The organism is Sphingomonas endophytica (assembly GCF_014199415.1).
GTDB classification, from domain to species: domain Bacteria; phylum Pseudomonadota; class Alphaproteobacteria; order Sphingomonadales; family Sphingomonadaceae; genus Sphingomonas; species Sphingomonas endophytica.
In genome coordinates this window covers 30,910-51,301 of the sequence record NZ_JACIJN010000002.1, presented here as the reverse complement: position 1 = coordinate 51,301, position 20,392 = coordinate 30,910, and the positions used below count along the sequence as shown (strand labels likewise).

Here is a 20,392-nt window from a genome sequence, read left to right as displayed (position 1 = left end):
TGAGAGCATGATGTCCCGCGCCATCCCGTCCCGATCGTCGACCCTGTGCCGCGCGCTCCTGCTCGCGCTGACGGCGGTCCTCGGGGCGTTCGGCGCGACGCCTGCGCTCGCCGCCGCCTGCACCGCCACCGCGCTGACCGCGACCGATCTCGGCAGCTTCTCGCCCGCCGCCGTCGCCACCACCGGCGCGGTGCCGGCGTTGCGCAGCCGCGCCGGGCTCGTCTGCACGCCGGGGCTGCTCAAGGTGTTGAGCGGCAATTACATCAAGGCGACGTTCCAGAGCCGCAATGCGCTCAAGCTCGCCCCGGCCACCGCCGGCGCGCCGACGCTCTCCTATGCGCTGTCGGCCGATCCCAACAACAGCGTGCCGATCGCCAACAACGGCACGGTCGATTACATGCAGGGCGATCTGCTGAACCTGCTCGGGCTGCTCGGCGGCACCTCGGCCGAGCTGCCCTTCTTCGTCCGCCCGCTCGCCACCGCCGGACTGGCGGAGGGCGTCTACACCGATCGCCTGACGATCAAATGGGACTGGTACATCTGCCAGGGGATCGGCGCGCTTGGCGCGTGCATCCTCGGGCTGGAGAAGGACACCGCCACCACGATCGTCGACATCACGCTGACCGTCGCGGCGCGCAAGTTGGTGCTCACCGCCAGCGGGAGAACCACCTGGGATCCGGTCAACGGCACCAGCTTCCCCAAGGCAGTGCCGGGCGGCAAGCGCCGGGTCAGCGTCCAGCTCAACAACCCCGACATCGTCGCGACCGACGGCAACGTCACCGTGGTGATGCCGATCGCGCCGCTCCAGACGCTCGCGCTCGACGGCGACGGCACGTCGGCCGGGCTGGTGAGCTTCGCGATGACCCCGTCGGGCAATGCGGTCGCGCTCAGCTATGACGGGCCGGCAAGCACGAGCGACGATGTCGACTTCTCCGCCGATCAGGGGCTGACCTGGACCTACGTGCCCGGCGCGACCGCCGGACTGACCAACGCGATCCGCTTTCGCCCCCGCGGCCGGGTCCCGGCCGGGGCGACACTCGACTTTTCGGTCCCCGTGACGGTTCGATAGCAATCAGAAGGCCGGTAAAACCGCGCCGTTATAGGTCCGCTGGATGAACGCACGCGTCTGCGCACTGTGCAAGGCAGCCACCAGCTTGCGCACGCGCGCGTCTTTTTCCGCTCCCGGGCGTCCGACGACGTAATTGACATAGGGTGACTTCCGGTCCTCGATCACCAAGGCGTCGCGCACCGGGTTCAGCCCGGCATCGAGCGCATAATTGGTGTTGATCAGCGCGAGATCCACCTCACCCAGCACCCGCGGCACGGTCGCCGCTTCCAGCTCGCGGAATTGTAACCTCTTGGGATTGACGACGATATCGCGCAACGTCGGGAGCGGATCGGCGGGGTTCCTCAGCCGGATCAGCCCGGCCTGCTGCAAGAGCAGCAGCGCCCGCCCGCCGTTGCTCGCATCGTTGGAGAGCGCGACGCTTGCTCCGGCTGGCAGCGCGGCGATGCTCTTCCAGCGCCGCGAATAGCCCCCCAGCGGCTCGACATGCACCGCCGCGACCGGCACCAGCCGCGTGCCGTGCGCGCGGTTGAACTCGTCGAGATACGGCTTGGTCTGGAAGTAGTTGACGTCGATCTGCCCCTGATCGACCTGCACGTTCGGCTGCACATAGTCGTTGAAGACGCGCACCTCCAGCGTCACGCCCTCCTTCGCGAGCAGCGGCCTGGCCTGTTCGAGGATCGCGGCATGCGGCACCGCCGTGGCGGCGACGGTCAGGCGATTGGGCGTGCTGTCCTTTGCCCCGCACGCGGCCAGCAGGAGCGCGGGCACGGACGACAGGAGCAGGCGGCGATGCAGCATGATGATCCTCAACGATGGTCGAGGCGGCGCGCCAGCTGGTCGCCGCCATATTGGATGAGCTGGACGAGCACGACCATCAGCACGACCGTGACCAGCATGACGTCGGTCTGGAAGCGCTGATAACCGTAGCGGATCGCGAGATCGCCGAGCCCGCCGGCCCCGACGACCCCCGCCATGGCGGTGAAGGAGACGAGCGCGACCGCAGTCACGGTCGCCCCGGACACGAGCCCCGGAAGTGCCTCGGGCAGCAGCGCTTTGGTGACGATTTGCCAGCGCGTTGCCCCCATCGCCTGCGCCGCCTCTATCGTGGTGCGCGGCACGTCGCGCAGTGCCTGCTCGACCAGCCGCGCATAGAAGGGGGCGGCCGCGACGACGAGCGGCGGGATCGCCCCCGCCACCCCCAGCGACGTGCCGACGATCCGCAGCGTCACCGGAATCATCACGATCAACAGGATCACGAACGGGATCGAGCGCAGCACGTTCACCACCGACCCCGCCAGCCGATTGAGCCACGCGCGCTCCGCCAGCTGCCCGCGGTCGGTGAGAAACAGCAGCACGCCCAGCGGCACGCCGGAAAGGATCGTCAGCAACAGCGACGCGGCGAGCATCACCAGCGTCTCGCGCGTCGCGATCGCGACATCGCCCCACACGACATGCGCGAACAGCCCGCTCACGCCGCATCCCCCAGCAGCGCGAGCGTCGCGGCATGACGGGCGCCGCCGAGCACCGCATCGACCGTGCCGCTTTCGACCACACGCCCGCGGTCGAGCACCGCCACCTGCGTGCAGACCGCGCGCACCACCGACATCTCATGCGTAATCAACACGATCGTCAGCCCGAGTTCGCGGTTGAGGTCGCCGAGCAGGGTCAGCACCGCGCGCGTCGTCTCCGGGTCGAGCGCGCTGGTCGCCTCGTCGCACAACAGCACGTCGGGCCGGGAGGCGAGCGCACGCGCGATCCCGATCCGCTGCCGCTGTCCGCCCGACAGATGCGCAGGATAGACGCCGGCCTTGTCCGCCAGACCGACACGTTCGAGCAGCTCCGCCACCCGCGCGCGCCGCTCGACAGTGGAGACGCCGGCGAGTTCGAGCGGCAGCGCGACATTGCCCGCGAGGGTGCGATTGGCGAGCAGCCCGAACGACTGGAAGATCATCCCCACGCGTCGCCGCACCGCGCGCAGTCCGGCGGCTCCGGTCGCTTCGAGCGACTGCCCGTCGACGCGCACCACACCCGCGCTCGGCCGCTCCAATCCGTTAAACAGCCGCAGCAGCGTCGACTTGCCCGCGCCCGAGCGGCCGATGATCCCGAAGACCGCGCCCCGCGGGATCGTCAGCGAGATAGCGTCCAGCGCGACCGTGCCGTCCGCAAACCGCTTCGACACCTGCTCCAGCACGATCATGCCGCCACCGCCACCTGCGCGGCAGCAAGCGGGCGGGATCGCGGCGGATGATCGTGGCAACACGCGGAGGGTTTCATTTCGGCTGCGTAATAGCCGCTCGAGGCGCACGCCGGGAGGAAATTCGCCTTCGAGCCCGCCTAGCCCAGCTTGCGGCGTCAGCCGCCGCGCGCGACCTGAAAGCCCGCGAACGACTGGCTGACCGGCATCAATTCCAGCCGGTTGACGTTCAGATGCGGCGGCAGCGTCGCGATCCACAGCACGGTCGCCGCGATATCCTCGGCGGTCATCGGCGTCGCGCCGGCATACAGCGTATCGGACGCGCCCTGGTCGCCGCCGGTCCGCACCAAGGTGAATTCGGTTTCGACCATCCCCGGATCGATCGCGCTGACGCGCACTCCGGTGCCGTGCAGGTCCGAGCGCAGGTTAAGCGTGAATTGCTGCACGAACGCCTTGGTGCCGCCATAGACGTTCCCGCCCGGATACGGGTACGTCCCGGCCACCGACGCGATGTTGACGATCCCGCCCTTGCGCGCGATCAGCCCCGCCAGCAACCGGTGCGTGATCGACACGAGTGCGGTGACATTGGTATCGATCATCGTCCGCCATTGATCGAGATCGGCCTTCTGCGCCGGCGCGGTGCCGAGCGCGAGCCCGGCATTGTTGACGAGCAGGTCGATGTCGCGGAACCGCGCCGGCAGAGCGTCGAGCGCGGCATCGCGCGCCGCTTCGTCGCGGACGTCGAAGACGGCGGCATGCACGCGGTCACCGAACGCATCGGCCAATGCGGCAAGCCGGTCGGCACGACGTCCGGTCGCGATCACCTGCCAGCCCGCGTCCGCCAGCGCGCGGGTCGTCGCCTGACCGATCCCCGAGGTGGCACCCGTGACAATCGCCGTCTTCATCCGTCCGTCTCCCGTGCGCCGTGCCACCATGATCGGCGGCGCGTGACCATGGGCGCGATCTGCAACGATCACAGATGCATTTCCAGCCCCGCCCCCAACGTCTGCGGATCGCCGACGATGCCGCGCCGGCCGTCCGGGCCGCGATATTGCAGATAATCGGCATCCAGCAGGTTGCGCGCGAACGCGAACACCGTCCACCGTCCGGCGTCGTAGCCGATCCGGGCATTGACCACCGTCCGGCCCGGCAGGCGGTTCTGCCCCTGCGCGACGCCCACGTCGGTATAGACGCCGCTGCGGTAATTGGCGTTGACGTTGCCGGTGATCGCTCCGGCGCGTGCGTTGACGCCGCCCGCCAGCGTCCAGCGCGGTGCATAGGGGAATTGCGACCCGGTCAGATCGATGATGCTGGTCGCGCCGGCCGGCAGCGCGAAGCGATCGAAGCGCGTGCGCACATGCCCGGCCGAGACATAGGCGTCGAGCAGGCGATTGACGCGTCCGAGCACCTCCAGCTCGCCACCGTACAGATGCGATTTGCCGGCGTTGACGGTACTATAGTCGAAGGCGTTGAGCCCGAAGAACGCGTTGGTCTGCTGGTCGCGCCAATCGACGTAGAAGACGTTGGCATTGATCGTCAGCCGCCCGTCGAGCCAGCGCGATCGCAGCGCGCCTTCGTAATTCCAGCTATATTCGGGATCATAGGGGGTCAATGTCGCCCGCGCGATATTCTGGCTCGACCCGCCCGAGCGATAGGCGCGCTGCACCGTGACGGCGGTGGTCAGCTCCGGCGTCCATTCCATGCTGATGCCGGCTTTGGGCAGGAAGGCGTCGAAGCTGCGGGCGTTGCTGGCGCGCGCCGACGCCGCCTGCGCGACGAGCGCCAGCACGCCGCGGTTGATCGCGATCACCGCGCGATGGAGCGGCGTCCCGGCGGCCGCGAACACGGTCGGCGCGGGCAAGGTGCCGTTGAAGGTTGCGGTCGTTTCCGCGCCGTAGCGATTGTCCTCGTGATCGTAGCGGAAGCCGCCGATCAGCGAGAGGCGATCGGTGACGCGCAGTCGCGCGTCGCCGAACAACGCCGCATTGCGAACGCGCATCGGCTGGTCGGCGACGTAGCGGACCGGGATCTGCGGCAGCACGGCGACATAGGCGGTGGCGATCTGCCGCGCGGTTGCCGCGGGAAAGCCGCCGCCTTGCAGCAATTGGGTGATCGTGGCGACCGGCGTAACGATGTTCACGCGGCTGTTGGCATCGTACAGGCCCGCGCGTCGGTACGCCCAGGCACCCAGCACGCCGCTCAGCCGCTCGCCATCGTAGTTGAGCCGCAGCTCCTGCGTCCACGTCCGGTAGCGGCTGTCGTTGTTGATATATTGCACGTCGGCCGCAGTGCCGTCGCCGTCGGCCAGCGCGAGGGTCGCGGTGCGGTTGAACGATGTCACCCCCGACAGGCGCACGCGCGGCGCGATCTCGTAGCCGATGTTCAGCACGGCGATGTCCGACCTGATATAGCCGCGGTTCCGCTGGTCGTTGCTCGACTGACGATGCTTGTAGAAGTCGGGCGTCGTCAGTTCGGTATATTCGTAGAGATAGCCGCCGTCGCGCCGCACGCGATTGTAGCTCGCGCGCACGTCGAGCCCGGGCAGCGCCTGCGGCGTCCAGCGGAGTTTGCCGCGCAGGTTGAGCAGCGCCAGCTTGTCGTCATAGCCGCCGCGCGTCACGTTGCGGATCAACCCGCGATCGGCGCGACGCTCCGCCGACACGCGGACGCCGAGCTCGTCGCGGATCAACGGCCCGCCGATCGCCGCCGAAAAGGTGCGATCGTCTTGATTGGTCCACATCACGCGCCCATCCGCGCCGTAATCGGTGACGGAGGCGTCGCGCGTGGTCAGCACCACCGCGCCGGCCAGCGCGTTCAGCCCCTGGATGGTCGACTGCGGCCCGCGCAGCACCTCGACCTGCTCGACATCCCACAGGTCGGTCGGCCCCCCGAACAGCGCCAGTCGCGGGATCGGCGCACCGTCGACATAGACGGTCGCGGTATCTGCGTTCCCGCCCGCGCCGATGCCCTGATTGTTGATGCCACGGATCGTGAAGCCCGCCGCGCCATAGGTTTCCGAGACGTTGGCAGTGCGGTTGTAGACATCCTGCACGGTCAGGATGTTCTCCTGCCTGATGCGTTCGGGCGTGGTCACCGCGACGCTGGTGGTGGTCTGCTGAAGCGTCCGGTGCGATTTCTCGCCGGTGACGATGATGTCGTCCGGCTGCGTGTCTGCCACTGCGGTGGCTTGCGTCTGTTGCGCATGGCCCGGCGATGCGACGATCAAGCCGGTGGTGCAGAGCAGACAGGAAAAGAACTTCATCATGGCCCCCTTTTTGCGGCGGGCTACGCATGATCGTAATGCGAATCAATATCAGATTGCCAAGGTGCTGTTTCTACAAGCGCCTTTGACCGAAGGAATGAGGCCGGCGGTGAGTAACAGCGAGCAGATGCCGCAGCGCCCCCGTGACGAAAAGCGGCGAGGATATGTGCCGGCCCGTGACCTGCCGGCCTGATCAACGATCGTTTTAACGGGCTAAGTGGCGGGCCGCGCCAGACCCGGATGAGCACTATGTCTACGCTATAGCCCTCTAGATCCCGATTTTGGGACATTTCTGCCGTTTCCTAGCGAAGGGTTGAACGGCAGATTTTGCCAATACTCGACATCCGCCGTCTGCCCGACCCGCACCGGAGAACGACAGAGATTGGGCCGTTTCCAGCAACGCCGCTTTTTGAGCTGATGCTGCCATAGGCGGACAGCAAGAATGCCTACGTTCGGCAAGTGTAGCTCCCTATCGGAAGCGCCCCAATGCCCTGCGCCCGGGACCTTTATGGCAGCTCATTGCGTCCTTAAATGATGAGGCTTGCCGAGGAACCGATATGTCTCTGCCCGATATTGATTTCAAAGAGATCCGCCTGCACGGCAACCAGGCGGACGCCTTCGAAGAGCTGTGCTGCCAGCTCGCTTCGGACGAGGCGTCGTCCGATCGGGTGCGGTTCGACCGCAAGGGACGCGGGGGCGATGCTGGCGTCGAATGTTTCGAGACGCTCGCCGACGGCTCGGAGATCGGTTGGCAGGTCAAGTTCTACTGGGACATCGACTCGATGCTGCGCTCGCTCGGCAAGTCGCTCGACACCGCGCTGGTCAAGCATCCCAAGATGCGCAAGTTCATCGCCTGCTTCCCCTTCGACCTTGCCGATGCCCGCAAGGACGGCACGACGACTGCGCTGGAAAAATGGGACGCCTGGCGCGCCGAGCGGATCGCGCAGGCGGGAACGGTCGGGCGGACGATCGAGATCGAGCGCTGGGACGCGCATGCCCTGCGGCAGCGGCTGACCAGCAACAACCCGCGCGCCGCAGGGCGCGTCGCCTTCTGGTTCGACCGGCAGCTCTTCACCCAAGACTGGTTCGCCGGCAAGTTTATGCGCGCCAAGGCCGGGCTCGGGGAGCGCTACGACCCCGAAGGCCATATCGATCTCGCGATCGGACGCGCGATCCGGGCCGTCACCGGCGATCCAGCCTTCTTCGTCGAGTTGGGTGAGCTCGGCGATGCGATCCGCCGCGCTGCTGGCGAGGCGTTCCCGATTGTCGGGACGACCGTTGCGGACGCGTGCGATGCCGCTGCCGCGGCGCTCCATGCCGCCGGCCGGTCCCGCATCGTGCCGGCCGCTTCGCTATGCGAGGCGGTGCGCGCCGCCGCCGATGCGGCATTTGCGCTGCATGATGAGCTGGATGCCGCCAATGGCGAGCGAGATCCGAGCAAAGCGATGGGAGCAGTGTCGGACCTGGCGGCGCGGCTTCGCGGCATCCTGACCGAGCTTCGCCTACCGCACTGGGCGCTGCTGGACCGGTGGTCGCTGCTGGTCCACGGCGACGCCGGCAGCGGCAAGTCGCATCTCCTCGCAGACGCCTGCGCGCATCAGCTGGCGGCGGGCTGTCCGGCATTGATGGTGCTGGGCGGCACGCTCGCCGACGACGAACCCTGGAGCCAGATCCTCAAAGGGCTCGACCTTCCCCGCCATCTCGAGGTCAGCCAATTCCTCGGCGCGCTCAATGCCGCGGGCGAAGCGGCGGGAGTGCGCACCCTGATCGCGGTAGACGCGCTCAACGAGAAGAACGGACAGGCGATCTGGCCCGAGCGGCTCGCGGGTCTGCTCCACGACATCAAGCAATTTCCCTGGATTGCCGTCGTCCTTTCGTGCCGCACCACCTATCTCGAGCTGGTGATTCCTGACACGCTTGACGCCGCGAAACTGCCGCGGATCGAGCATCGCGGCTTTTCGGTCGGGGAAGTGCGCGCCTATCTGCGACAGCGCGGGATGACCTTGCCCGAGACGCCGCTCCAGGCTGGAGAGTTCCGCATCCCCTTGTTCCTACGGCTATATTGCGACGCGCTTGAGTTCGAGGGCGAGGCGCTGCTGGCACGTGGACTCGGCGGCGTTACTGAAATCTTCCGCGCCTATACCGACGCGGTGGCCCGCCGTGTGCAGCGCCAGCTGAAGGTGCCGCCCGGCCGCAGTCCGGCCGCGCAGGCGCTCGCCGGGCTGGCGCGCGAGATGGCCGACACCGGCCGCGCGGACATCCCGCTCGACCGTGCCGAGGCGATCGTCCGCGCCGTCCATCCGGGTCGGTCGGCCGATGAGGATCTGCTCTTCCAGCTCGAGAATGAAGGGATGCTTGCAGTCGATCCGATGTTCACCGCCTCTGGCGGAATCGTCCAGGCGGTGCGGTTCACCTTTGAGCGGATGGGCGACCATGCGGTCGCGGCGGACCTTCTCGCGCGTAGCGGTGGCAGCGGCGCGGCCGGACTGTGCGCGGCGGGAACGCCCTTGCGCGCGGCGCTCGACGATGACGATAGCTTGATAGTGCCCGGTCTTCTCGAGGCGCTGGCAGTGCAATTGCCCGAGGGCTTCGGGATCGAGCTGCCCGACCTTCCCGGCCTGCCGGCTGCGCTCGAGCCCGACCATGCGTTTGTGCAGAGCCTCCCGGCGCGCCGCCTCGAGGCGTTCACCGCGCGAACCTGGGAATTGGTCGATGCGATCGGCGGTGATGCCCTGCGCTATGATACGCTGATCACCCTTGCCACCGAGCCCGGCCACCCCAACAATGTGCGGCATCTCGACGCCGAGCTTCGCGCGCTGTCGATGGGCGGACGCGATGCGCGCTGGACGATCCACCTCGCCCAATCGCCCGATGCGGCGTTCCATCTGATCGACTGGGTCCGCGCGGCCGACCCTGACGGCATCGCCGACGAACGTGCGGAGCTCGCCGCGACGCAGGTCGCCTGGTTCCTCACTGCGACGCGCCGAGCGTTGCGCGACAAGGCGACTAAGGCGCTGGTCGTGCTGTTCGCCAACCGCGCCGCGCTGGCGACACAGGTTTGGCGGGCCTTCGCCGGGCTCGACGACCTGTACGTCGTCGAGCGGCTCACCGCCGCACTGTTCGGCGCTGGGATGCAGGGGCGCTGGAGAATGGAGGAGCTGCGCGCCGTCGCCGGGATGTTGCACGCCGACCTGTTCGCCGGTGGCAGTCCGCCCGCCAACAAGCTGCTCCGCGACCACGCCTCAGGCCTGATCGGCTATGCCGCGGCACAGGGCGCGCTGCCGGCGGAACTCGACTTGGCGTCGACCAGCCCGCCCTTCTCGAGCGCTTGGCCGATCGAGAAAATCTCCGAGGACCAGATGGAGGCGTTTAAGGTCGCTTATGGCAAAGATGGCGAGCGCCATCGCGACACGATCGTCGCTTCGCTCAAGGACGGTGACTTCGCGCGCTATATCCTCGATCCGGTCGCTCGCCGCTTCAGCCCAGCACCACGCGGCACCGACCCGCTGCCCACCGCGAAGGATTTGAGGGACCAGTGGCTTGCCGATTTCACTACCGGCGCGAGCGAGGCGGAGCTTGCCGCCTACGACACGCTCCAGGCCGCGGTCGCTGCGATTAAGGGAGAGCGGAACGGGCCAGTCCATGCGGACCGGCGCGACGACCTCCGCGCCGCGAAGCGCGCCTTTCGCGACGCCATCGGTCCCGAACGGTTTGAGGACTGGCGCGCGCGCGCCGAGAGCTGGCGCGACGAAGGCATGTACCAGGGCTTTGCGGCGCGTGGGCCGGCCGAGTTCAACCTGGCCTGGGCGCGCCGCTGGGTGACGTGGCGCGCGCACGACCTCGGCTGGTCCGAGGCGCTGCACCAGGAATTCGACCGGCGCATCGGAACCGGCCGCAACAGCCACGAGGTCGAGCGGATCGGCAAGAAGTACCAATGGCTCGCGACCTATGAACTCGCGGCGCGGATGGAAGACAATCTCGCGGTGCTGCCCGGCGAGGAAGAGGATGGACCAAGCCGGTTGCGCGACATCGACCCGTCGATGCTGCGCGAGCGCACCGAAGACGATGGCTGGCGCCGCCCGCGCGAGGCAAGCTTCTGGGCGCCTTATGCTCCGACCATCGACGCCGCCACGCCCGGCGAGGCGCTGGCCTGGCTCAATTCCAGCGCGGCGATGCTCGACGGCGCGGAAAATGTCGAGGTCGTCGATCGGGACGGTCGTCAATGGCTCGTGCTCAATGGGTTTGAGCTATGGGAGGAGGATCGCGACCAGGTTCGCTCGGAATCTTGGCGCAGGATCGGCTGCACTATTCTCCGCGCCGCCGACCTCGGACAGCTGATCGCCCGTCTTGAGGGCATCCACATGACCGGGCATCACGACATGCCGGTCGGCGGTGCCGACGGCTATTATATGCATCTAGGCGAACATCCCTGGGCTTGGCCCGACCGCAGCGACGATGGTTGGATCAAATGGCGGCCTAATGGCGGCGACTGGCAGGCGCCAGCCTTGGCCGTGCGGCCGCCCACCGCTGAATACACAGCGGAGAGCACCGGCTATGATTATTCGATTACCCAGAACATCACCCTCAACCTGCCCGCCAGCTGGCTGATGGACGCGCTCGGCCTGCGCCTCTCCGACGGCCAATCGATCGAATACCGCAATGCCGCAGGCGAAGTGGTATTCATGGATCCGACGGTGTATCGCGTCGGACGTAATGCGGCCTTGGTCGACCGCGTCGCGTTCCTCGACATGCTCGCGCGTGAGGAGCTGGTCGCGATATGGGCGGTGGCGGGCGAGAAAAGCGTGTTCGGTGAATTGCACAGCGATGGTTTTGGCGGGCGCCGGGCCTTCACCCGGCTGTTCCATTCAAACAGTGCTACACTTCAGGCGCTTCCGAGGTTCGAGACGTTCGAAAAGCCTTCGCGTCGTCAGCGCGCGATCCTGCTCGGGGGGGATGCCGACGGGGTGGCGGACGACGAGGAGGATGCCGATGTCGAGATGTGACTGCGATTGACCACGCGGCAGGTAGGCATCGCGGTCGAAACTGCTCTCGCGCAGGCAGGTCCAGCTGTATGACTGCATGATTAGGATCTCGGACTCTTGTGACTGGAAAGCCTGCCGAAGATCACGACGTCACCGCGCGACGAGGCGGCGGCGAGCGGCGTTTCGATCCAGCTTTCGAAGACCTCACGGTTGATCGGCCGGTCGATGAGCCCAGGTGCAGTCAGGCCGTCACAGCGCAGACCGGCGATGAAGGTTTGCGTGACCCAGTGACCGAAGGGCGCGGGGCCCTAAGGCGCTGGCAGAAGTGTCGCGCTCGCGAACCTATGATTTGCCGGCCTGCTAGCCGTGCCGCATGGCGGCCAGCATCAAACACTCTGAGCGTTTGATGCCAAACTGCGAAGCTCCCGCTTGAGAGACGTCACGGCTGCATACGCCTCCGCCCGCGCTGAACTGCCATCTGTGGTGGAGTTCACCAGCCCTACCGAACCCTGAGCACGGGCAAGCAGATTCGTCCATTGCGAACCCTCGAGCGTACTTACCATCTTGTGTAACTCGTCCTGTACCGAGTATCCGTTCTCGGCCCGGACGAGAACGCGGTCGAGGAGGTCGCTCAACCGCTGCGGTACGTTCTGGTCGGCATTTTTTTCGGGTGTTGCCATTCTTACAGCCCTCTACGAGTTTCGCATGCACTTATAGCCACTCCTGTCACCGTGACATGGTTTTGTGCCCGTTACGCATAAATCTGGGCTAGGGACGGCTGAAGATGCAAGACACAGAACTACGGAAAATCATCCAAGCCGAACTCGAGAAAGACGAGCCGGACTGGCACCGGATTGAGCACGCCAGTCGCCAAGTGGTCGACTCCGATCCCGATTTTATCCGCTTCTCCGTCGACGCGGCGCATATCCAGCGCCTTGGCGAAGAGTTGGTGGCCAAGCAAGAGACGGCCCTTTCCGAGCTCATCAAGAATGCGTTCGACGCCGATGCGTCAAAGGTAACGCTGACGTTCGAGAAACACGCCGGACTCGGTGGAGCGCTGACGATCGAAGACGATGGTTCGGGTATGACCGAGGATGTGATTCGTGACGCATGGATGCGCATCTCGACTGCCGCAAAGGCGAATGAGCCGACTTCACCGCGCTTCGGCCGCGTACGCGCGGGCCGAAAAGGCATCGGGCGCTTCGCCGTGCAGCGACTCGGTCGCCAGCTCTTGCTTGCTAGCAAGCCGGCCGGCAGCCCGCTAGGTTACAGGGTCAATTTCGACTGGGAGCGCGATTTCCAGCCAGGACGAAATCTCCAAGACATTTTCAGCGGCGTCGAGCGATTTGAAAAGAAAAGTGAAGAGCAAGGAACTCTGCTCCAAATCCGCAACCTGCGGGACGTATGGCCCGACGCCGCCATCGAGCGGGTCTGGCGTTCCGTGATCCTGCTGCAGCCGCCTTTCGAGCTAGCTCCGGTGCAGCCGAGCACGACGGGTAGCCCTACCGCCGATCCAGGTTTTCAAGTCGTCATCAACGGCGTCTCACAAGCCGAGCAGACCAAGAAATTTTCGATCGAATCGGACTTTCTTGCGCGGGCAGCGGCCATCGTCACCGGGTCTGTCGATGAACATGGTCGTGCCACTGCGCATGTGGTTTCGGCCAAGCTCAACCTCAACGACACAGAGATTTTCGATTTGGTCATGGACCAAACGGGCCCGTTCTCGTTCGAAGCTCGCTACTTCATTTACGTGCCTGACATGTTGTCTGGGATGAAGCAGGCGACTGCTGCGCAGATGGGCCGCCAATTTGGTGGTATTCGGGTCTACCGCAATGGGTTTCGAGTTCTTCCTTACGGCGAAGAGCGCGATGACTGGCTCGGGTTGGACGATATGGCATCCAGGCGGAACACCATTCTTCTGCCGTCAAACAACCGAAACTGGTTTGGCCAAGTGCGGCTCGATTCTTCGGCAAATCCAGCGTTCGAGGAGACGAGTAGCCGCGAGGGTCTGCTCGAGAACCAGGCTTTTACGCAGCTCCAAACATTTCTTCAGCAGGCGCTAATCTGGGCAGCGGGCCGAGTGGGCTTTAAGCGGGACCGCAAAGTAACCGCCGGACAACGTGACTTCGTCTCTGTCGTGAAGCCCTCGCAACTCATCCGTCATCTCCGGATTGGTGGACAAGCCAGCGGATCTGATAGTGAAGAGGTGCTGAAAGCCGCTGAGGCGGCAGCCGCCGATTATGAAAAGCAGGTCGAAGCGAAGCTGGCTGAGTCGCTCGAATACGAGGAGATGCTCCGTATCTTAGCTTCGCTCGGCATCTCGATCAGCGTCTTCGGCCATGAGGTTAAAGGGGCCCAAGACAACTTCCTCGCGCATCTCGCGATCGTCCGGGACGTTATTGCTGGCCTCCGAAACGATGAGGAAAAAGGCGCACTTGGCCATGAACTAGACGATCTGGCATCTGCCTCCGACAGGCTGCTAGACATCGGCGGCTACATCGCCGGGCTGATGTCTAGCACTGAAAGCCGAGAGCTGCGTACTCTATCAGTGCGCGGGGCGCTTGAACGGTTCACTCGCCAGTTCGGCGAATATATGCGCAAGCAAGACATTCGGTTCGACGAACCCGATGTCCAGCCCTCGCACCTGCGAACCGTACCAATGCATTCGAGCGAGTTCGACACCGTTCTGCTCAATTTGTTGACCAATGCTATCAAATCTATGCGCAAAGCTAAGGTTTCGGATCGGCGGGTACGCATGGACGCGCGGCACGTCGGCCGGCATGTCGTGATTGGCTTTGAAGACAATGGCGGGGGCATCCTACCCGAGAACCGGGAGCGCGTGTTTGACGCCTTCTTTACGACGACGACCGGAGTTGAGGATGATGGCGTTGCCGGGCCCGGTACTGGCCTTGGCCTGAAGATTGTGTCGGATATCGCGAACAGTTACGGCGGTGTTGCGCGGGTTGCGGAGCCCAGTGACGGCTACCGCTGTAGGATCGAGATCACCCTTCTGGAAGCGAGCGAACAAGAGGGACGGCAGGAATGAGCAAGACCGGTGTCTTTGTGGACGACAAGGAAAAAGTCTATGCTCGCTTATTGAGCCGACAGTGCATTCTCGATTTTGAACATTTCCTAGTCGATACCGACATTGCGTCTCTAGCTAACCGAATCCTTGAACGTAATCCAGACGTTGTAGCGCTCGATTATCGTCTCGACGAAGAAGTTGGCGACCTTGCAGCGAATAAGACGTTCAAAGCTAGCGCTCTTGCGCAGCATCTGCGCGACAAAGCGGTGAGCGCTCCGGCAGAGGACTTTCCGATAGTTTTGGTTTCGGCAGAAACGAAAATCAGGAGTTTATTCGATCCGGATCGGACGGCGCACGACCTTTTCGATAAGGTCTTCGTGAAGGAGCAGATCCGTGTCGATGCGAAACGCGCGCAGACCGAGCTCATCAGCCTCGCCAACGCTTATGAGACGCTGGCCCAGCAACAGGCCTACAGCTTGGAGACGTTTCTCGACACCTCGGAGGAGGACCGGGCCTTCACCGACCTCCAGGAGCTAAGGACGCCGGTGGAAACGGCGTCAGCGCCGCACCAAGTCGTCGGCTTCCTATTGAAGCAGCTGTTCAACAAGCCAGGGCTACTCCTCGACGATGCCGACACTGCGGCGCGCTTAGGGATCACCCAGCCATCGTTTGAGGCTGTTCGACCAAAGCTCTTCGAGGCGGGTCTCGCCTATTCGGGCCAGCTTGCGGAGGGTTGGCCACGCTGGTGGGCGCACCGTGTCGAAGCTTGGTTGGAAGAGAAGTTAGGCACGCGACCAATCACTACGACGGCGCTCGAGCGAGCCAAACGGCTCGGCACCGCGCTTGAACTTTCACTCGAGCCGGCGAGGTCGCCATGGACGCGAAGCGACGACGAGAAAATATCCTTCGCATGTGCCTCCTGCCGTCGCGGTGCCGAGGTCAGACATTCGGTAAGCGCGTTCGAAGGCGCGGTTCCACGCTATCGCATCGCCCGGCGGATCTGTTGGGATTGCGTCCAGACAGGCCGCTACGAGCACGAACATCCAACGCTTCGTATCGACGAGCTCGACGAACGGGTTGCGGCCAAAGTGCGAACAATGAACAAGCCGGCGGCGCGCTGACGAATGAAAAAGATTAAAGGCTCGCAAAAGGGCAAAGGTAATAAGCAGCCAGCGGCTTTCGAGCCTGCGCTTTGTCTAATCGAGCCGGTGATCGCTCGCGATGCGGGCGAGGCACTGATGACCGTTGCTCGCAGGCTCGGTGATGCAGGAGTGTTGACCGTCGAGGGCGCTAGGATCCTCGAAACACAAGGTAGAAGGATTAAGCAATCCCCGAAGCCAAGCGAATGGTCATTGCTGATCGACCCTGACGAACGCGTGAAATTTGAATGGACCCAAGACAAGAACGGTCACCATATTCAGCCTTGGCTTTGTGCTAATTTGGTCGTCAACCAGAGCCTTGCTGGCCGCCCTCCATTCAGCGCGTTGGACATCGCTATCCAGTTCGACGATCTGAACGACGAGCCGGTCGCGCGCTGGCACGTTGATCTCGCCAATGAGAAAGATGACGCGTTTCAACCCGGACCGCTGTTTCATCTTCAGTTTGGCGGTCACCAACAAGGTTTTCGGGATCGTGATCACCCCCTGAAGGCGCCGAGGTGGTGCCATCCACCGATGGAGGCTGCCCTCCTCTGTGAAGTGATCGCCGCCAACTTTTTCGAAGAAAGGTGGTTGGTCCTACGTGAGGATCCAGCTTGGTGCGAGGCGATCGCCCATTTTCAGCGGCTCTGCTACCCTTCCTACCTCAACAAACTGGCGCAAGCCCTGCTTAAGCCTCGCGCGACTTTGCTTAACGAGGTTTGGGCAGGCGATTGGGTTAAGAGCGCTCGACTCGCTTCCGATCAGGCCTCCGCCGCTCGCGCATCGTAACGAGCGCTAAGCGGAGGTGGTCCAGTTGCCCGGCCGAAAGTCCAGATTGCCCGAGAACGAGCGCGTCAGCCACGAGGGAAGCACTGACCGCATCGCCACCTCGAAGATGGCGATCTATGTCGGCGAAGCCTCGTTCAATCGCGTCGGGCGCGAGCTCGGGCATCAGCACCTGGATGCGTTCGGCATCGCGAGGCTCGTGCTTAAGCACACCTGAGCCGTAGCGCCGACCCACCATCTCGGCCGAAATCTGGGAGAATGTCGTCAGAAGGCTGATCGCCAGCAACTTGTGGTCGGACGAATTCGCCTTGTGACGAAAATAGACACGATGAACGGTATTCGTACTATTGCAGCCAAGCACATTAAAAACAAGTCGGGGCCCGTCGTGATGCATAACCGGCAGGAAAGCGTCAGGAAACTTGCCATCGCACGGCTGGTGCCAGATGCTCCGTTTTCGAAAAGTGCCTATGCTGGTTAGACGCTCAGCGTCGAATGTCGCCAGATAGTGCGACATCCGCCGATTGCTCTCGACTTCCCGTGTTTCGATCAGCCATCCGCGCTCACCCTTTTTCAGCGCAGCCGCATGATCGGAGGCCGTGAAAGTCAGCCCAGGTGCTTGCCGATACTTGGATAGGATTGGACTACAGTCGGCTTCGACGAGCCCGGCCGGATCGAGGCTTGACTGGGGAAGGACGAAAAATGGGTTAGCCCCGGTGACGATACCGATCTGGACCTTCGCGAAGTCGCCAATGGTTCGACAGAAGGTATCTTCGGTTAGCGCCGTGAAACAGCCCAGATCGCCCGATTTGAGGCTGAGCGCTGCCGGGCTCACGCCGGTTGTGTTGCCAGTCCACCGGCCGAAGCTCCAATCGGCAATCAGCGCGCGAAGCTCAGCAAGCGTTTGCGCTTCGCCGAGTTCGATTACACCTTCTGTGGCGCAACTGCGATGTCCGTCAGCGAGCAAGATTACCGTCTCTTCGTCAGCGCCCTCATCAAGAAACAGCCGTTCGCGGATTACGATCGCCGCGCAACGGTCGAAGTGTTGGCGGAGATAGTCTCTGCACGATGCAGCATAATCGGCCTGCAGGGCGGCTCCCGGAAGAACCCAAGCCATCCGGCCACCTTCCTCAAGAAGGGAAACCGAATGCGCCAGAAAATAGGCCCATAGGCTGGCTCGCCCGCCAACGTTTGGCACGCCCCAAGTTCGGGCGCCGAGTTCTTTTCGGCGCTGCCGACCGATGCGCTGGTGCGGTATGTAAGGGGGATTGGCGAGCACCGTTGTGAAGCAGTGCGGCCAGCCCGCGCCGGCCTCACAATCGAGGAAGTCAATATGCCGGAACTGATCGAGGTCAACGGGACGGCTGAAAACCGTTGATAGGTGCTCGAAGGCGACGGGGTCTATGTCGCAGCCGAAAATGCTGGCAACCGGGTCGGTGGATCCAAGCATGTCGAGGCGCTTGAACGCCGCCTCAAGAAATCCGCAGCCACCAAAGCTCGGCTCGAGAACCGTGTCCCTGCCGCTGCGAATCGCCCAATCAGCCAAAATCTGGCTAAGCTCGACTGGCGTATAGAAGGCGCCGATTTTGCGGCGGTCAGCCAAGCCGCGTGAAGTCTGCGGCGTTACTAAACTGGCCAACCTATTTCCCCATCATCTCTCACTTCCACGATCGAGCGCCTTGTACGATAGTCGGACCTCAGCAGGGGGTCCAGCTTATTTGGCATGTGTGAGGCGCGATTGAACATCTAAACGCGTTCTCGCCGGACCCATAATGCGGGGATCATTCCGTTCGCGTTAATGCTACAGGGGCTTAGGGCGCCTGCTCGTCATTCGGCCGCAAGCGGCAGGATTCTAAGGGCGCTGCCCCACGCGCGGGTCAAGGGATCGCTGACGCTCGTCCGAGCCGGTTTCCCCGGCCTTCCTCCACGTCGTTCCTCCGTTCCGTGCAGGTCGGGAGATCCCCCTCCGGCCCGGACGCCCTTGCCCCTTGCTACCCCCGCTCTCGCCGAGGGGCAGGAGGTCAGACGCGGCGCTGCGCTGCGCTGACCTCCAGCACGAAGGACAAGGCCATGACCACCACAGTCAACGCCCCCCGCAACATGATCTTCAACGGCGATTGCATCGACGTAATGCAGGCGTTCGATACCGGATCGGTGGACATGATCCTGACCGACCCGCCCTATGTCACCAACTATCGCGACCGGCAGGGCCGCAGCGTCGCCAATGATGACAACGGGCGCTGGCTCAAGCCCGCGTTCGCCGAGATGCACCGGGTCCTGAAGGACGGCGAATTCGCGGTCAGCTTCTACGGCTGGAACAAGGTCGACCTGTTCATGGAGGCGTGGCGCGCGGCGGGCTTCCGCATCGTCGGGCATCTGGTGTTCCGCAAGCGGTATGCCTCGTCATCGCGGTTCCTGCGCTACGAGCACGAGCAGGCGTATCTTCTCGCCAAGGGCACTCCCCGGATGCCGGCGCGCGTCATCCCCGACGTGATCGACTTCCCGTATTCGGGCAACCGGCTCCATCCGACGCAGAAGCCGGTGGAGGCGCTACGTCCGCTGATCCAGGCGTTCAGCCGGCCGGGCGACTTGGTGTTCGACCCGTTCAGCGGATCGGGATCGACGCTGGCGGCGGCGCAGGCGCTGGGCCGCGATTGGGTCGGGATCGAACTGGACAACGGCCACTATCGCACCGCCACCCGCCGGCTGGCGGAGGCGAACCGAAGGGCCGCCGCTTAGGCTGCCCTCCCATGCCGAGCATCGCCCGCCGGCCACCCGCCGGCGGGCGGCCATGCCTCCCGCAGGTCGGCATGGCCGCATGTGGCGTGCTCGCCGGACTGCGCCCGGCTCGCCAAGACTTGATTAAATACATCCGATATGGAAGAAGTCGTTTACCAATATCGATCGCGCAACGCGATCTACATATCGGCAAAGACCATCTGCAAATCTTCGTCGCAGTAATCGACGCTTCCTCTTTCCAGCGATGCTGCGCTGGCAGGAAAGAGGGGACGCCATGCCAAATATCGATTGGCGCACGCCGGCCACTTACGCTCATGCTCGGAACATCTCGACCGCCGGCTTCGCGTGGGAGTTCCTACGCCGCGATCCCGAGTATCGTCGCGACTTCCGCCGCGTGAAGGCGTCGCCGCGCGGGACGGTCGAGGCACAGGCCGCGTTCACCGACCGATGGGGGTTGCGATTTCCCGGCAGACCCGGACCGGCCCGCCGACGAGGCACCGCCGTTCTGGTCGCCTGCGCTGCTGCCTGACGCCTTCGAGCTGCGGCACGCCGTCCCGCCGGCCGACGATCCGGCCGCGATGCCCATACGGCTGTCCGAGCTTCCCGGTATCGACGTGCGCGTATCCACAGACGGAATTTGGCATGGCGTCTGGCGCACGATCGGCGCCGAGCACCGCTTCCAGCTCGCCGTCCCGCCACCGAGCAAGGCCGCCACTTACATCGTCGTCCTGCCGCTGGACCGGCTGCTCGAACTGCGCGCCGACGCGGTGGTGCGCTTCTGGCTTGCGCTGCAAGGTCGTCCGCCCGGCGACCGGCGTCACGTTCTGCCGGCGCAGACCCGCGCCCGCCTGATCCTCGCCCTGCGCGCGCTCGACGGTCGGCTGGACGGCGCCAGCTACCGCGACATCGCCAGGGTGCTGCTCGGCTTCCGTGGCAGCAAGGCCGATTGGGACAGCGATCCGCGCAAGAACCAGGCCCGCCGCCTCGTCGCCGATGGCCTGCGCCTGATGCGCGGCGGCTATCGCGATCTGCTCGTCTACCCCGTCCGGCTGCCGCCCCGGGGCTGATCGTCATCCCGCCGGGGTGCCGGAATCGCACCCCCCTGATTCCGGCACGCTGCACGCCGCCGGTTCTCCGCCACGGTTCGCCATAGCCCGCTGCCACCCCCCGGCAGCCCGCCATGCACCGCCGGAGACCCG

The 20,392-nt window shown here is 64.5% G+C and carries 15 protein-coding genes and 1 pseudogene; 9 read left to right on the top strand and 7 right to left on the bottom strand.

All coding sequences use genetic code 11. From position 1 onward, the window contains the following. Positions 1-10: 10 nt before the first annotated feature. Complete coding sequence (locus FHS97_RS03010) at positions 11-1,069, top strand: spore coat protein U domain-containing protein (RefSeq protein WP_184033143.1); 1,059 nt, start codon at positions 11-13, stop codon at positions 1,067-1,069. Positions 1,070-1,072: 3 nt separating this feature from the next. Here FHS97_RS03010 and FHS97_RS03005 read toward each other — a convergent pair whose 3' ends face one another. The 5 genes from FHS97_RS03005 to FHS97_RS02985 all read right to left on the bottom strand — a co-directional run bounded on the left by FHS97_RS03005 (position 1,073) and on the right by FHS97_RS02985 (position 6,528). Then, positions 1,073-1,867: a MetQ/NlpA family ABC transporter substrate-binding protein gene (locus tag FHS97_RS03005; protein WP_184033141.1), complete on the bottom strand. Its 795-nt coding sequence runs from the start codon at positions 1,865-1,867 to the stop codon at positions 1,073-1,075. A gap of 8 nt (positions 1,868-1,875) precedes the next feature. Then, positions 1,876-2,541, bottom strand: coding sequence for a methionine ABC transporter permease MetI (locus FHS97_RS03000; RefSeq protein WP_184033139.1), 666 nt, complete (start codon positions 2,539-2,541; stop codon positions 1,876-1,878). Beyond that, positions 2,538-3,266, bottom strand: a complete 729-nt coding sequence (locus tag FHS97_RS02995) for a methionine ABC transporter ATP-binding protein (protein ID WP_184033137.1) — start codon at positions 3,264-3,266, stop codon at positions 2,538-2,540. Before FHS97_RS02995 ends, FHS97_RS03000 begins: the two co-directional genes overlap by 4 nt. Before the next feature lie 155 nt (positions 3,267-3,421). Beyond that, the gene (locus tag FHS97_RS02990; RefSeq protein WP_184033135.1) at positions 3,422-4,168 is read right to left on the bottom strand and encodes an SDR family NAD(P)-dependent oxidoreductase; all 747 of its coding nucleotides are present in this window, start codon (positions 4,166-4,168) and stop codon (positions 3,422-3,424) included. 68 nt (positions 4,169-4,236) lie between these two features. After that, entirely contained in the window at positions 4,237-6,528 is a 2,292-nt protein-coding gene (locus tag FHS97_RS02985) for a TonB-dependent receptor (RefSeq protein ID WP_425506277.1), read from the bottom strand. Between FHS97_RS02985 and FHS97_RS02980 the strand changes: the two genes are divergently transcribed. Together FHS97_RS02980 and FHS97_RS02975 are read left to right on the top strand one after the other, a co-directional pair. Then, a complete protein-coding gene (locus FHS97_RS02980) occupies positions 6,527-6,718 on the top strand; it encodes a hypothetical protein (RefSeq protein WP_184033131.1) in 192 nt (63 codons plus the stop codon). The genes FHS97_RS02985 and FHS97_RS02980 overlap by 2 nt on opposite strands. A gap of 364 nt (positions 6,719-7,082) precedes the next feature. Next, the gene (locus tag FHS97_RS02975; RefSeq protein WP_184033129.1) at positions 7,083-11,528 is read left to right on the top strand and encodes an NACHT domain-containing protein; all 4,446 of its coding nucleotides are present in this window, start codon (positions 7,083-7,085) and stop codon (positions 11,526-11,528) included. A gap of 86 nt (positions 11,529-11,614) precedes the next feature. On the opposite strand, the pseudogene FHS97_RS17360 reads toward FHS97_RS02975, so the two are convergent. Further along, positions 11,615-11,809 (bottom strand): annotated as a pseudogene (locus tag FHS97_RS17360) (IS630-like element ISSpo6 family transposase); the annotation flags it as partial. 482 nt (positions 11,810-12,291) lie between these two features. Between FHS97_RS17360 and FHS97_RS02970 the strand changes: the two are divergent. The 3 genes from FHS97_RS02970 to FHS97_RS02960 are packed head-to-tail and all read left to right on the top strand — an operon-like array spanning position 12,292 to position 16,460. Next, entirely contained in the window at positions 12,292-14,553 is a 2,262-nt protein-coding gene (locus FHS97_RS02970) for an ATP-binding protein (protein WP_184033127.1), read from the top strand. After that, entirely contained in the window at positions 14,550-15,653 is a 1,104-nt protein-coding gene (locus tag FHS97_RS02965; protein WP_184033126.1) for a hypothetical protein, read from the top strand. Before FHS97_RS02970 ends, FHS97_RS02965 begins: the two co-directional genes overlap by 4 nt. A 3-nt stretch (positions 15,654-15,656) precedes the next feature. Continuing rightward, positions 15,657-16,460, top strand: a complete 804-nt coding sequence (locus FHS97_RS02960; protein WP_184033125.1) for a hypothetical protein — start codon at positions 15,657-15,659, stop codon at positions 16,458-16,460. Here the strand turns inward: FHS97_RS02960 and FHS97_RS02955 are convergent. Then, a complete protein-coding gene (locus FHS97_RS02955; protein WP_184033124.1) occupies positions 16,408-18,057 on the bottom strand; it encodes an N-6 DNA methylase in 1,650 nt (549 codons plus the stop codon). The two genes, FHS97_RS02960 and FHS97_RS02955, sit on opposite strands and share 53 nt — an antisense overlap. Before the next feature lie 467 nt (positions 18,058-18,524). Here FHS97_RS02955 and FHS97_RS02950 point away from each other — a divergent pair, with 467 nt between their 5' ends. From FHS97_RS02950 to FHS97_RS02945, 3 genes are all read left to right on the top strand, one after another. Beyond that, on the top strand, positions 18,525-19,193 hold the full coding sequence (locus tag FHS97_RS02950; RefSeq protein WP_184033123.1) for a DNA methyltransferase: 669 nt from the start codon (positions 18,525-18,527) through the stop codon (positions 19,191-19,193). Positions 19,194-19,437: 244 nt separating this feature from the next. After that, positions 19,438-19,722, top strand: coding sequence for a transcriptional regulator domain-containing protein (locus FHS97_RS17750; RefSeq protein WP_425506276.1), 285 nt, complete (start codon positions 19,438-19,440; stop codon positions 19,720-19,722). A 49-nt stretch (positions 19,723-19,771) separates the two neighbouring features. Further along, complete coding sequence (locus FHS97_RS02945; protein WP_184033122.1) at positions 19,772-20,260, top strand: DUF2285 domain-containing protein; 489 nt, start codon at positions 19,772-19,774, stop codon at positions 20,258-20,260. The last annotated feature ends 132 nt before the right edge of the window (positions 20,261-20,392 follow it).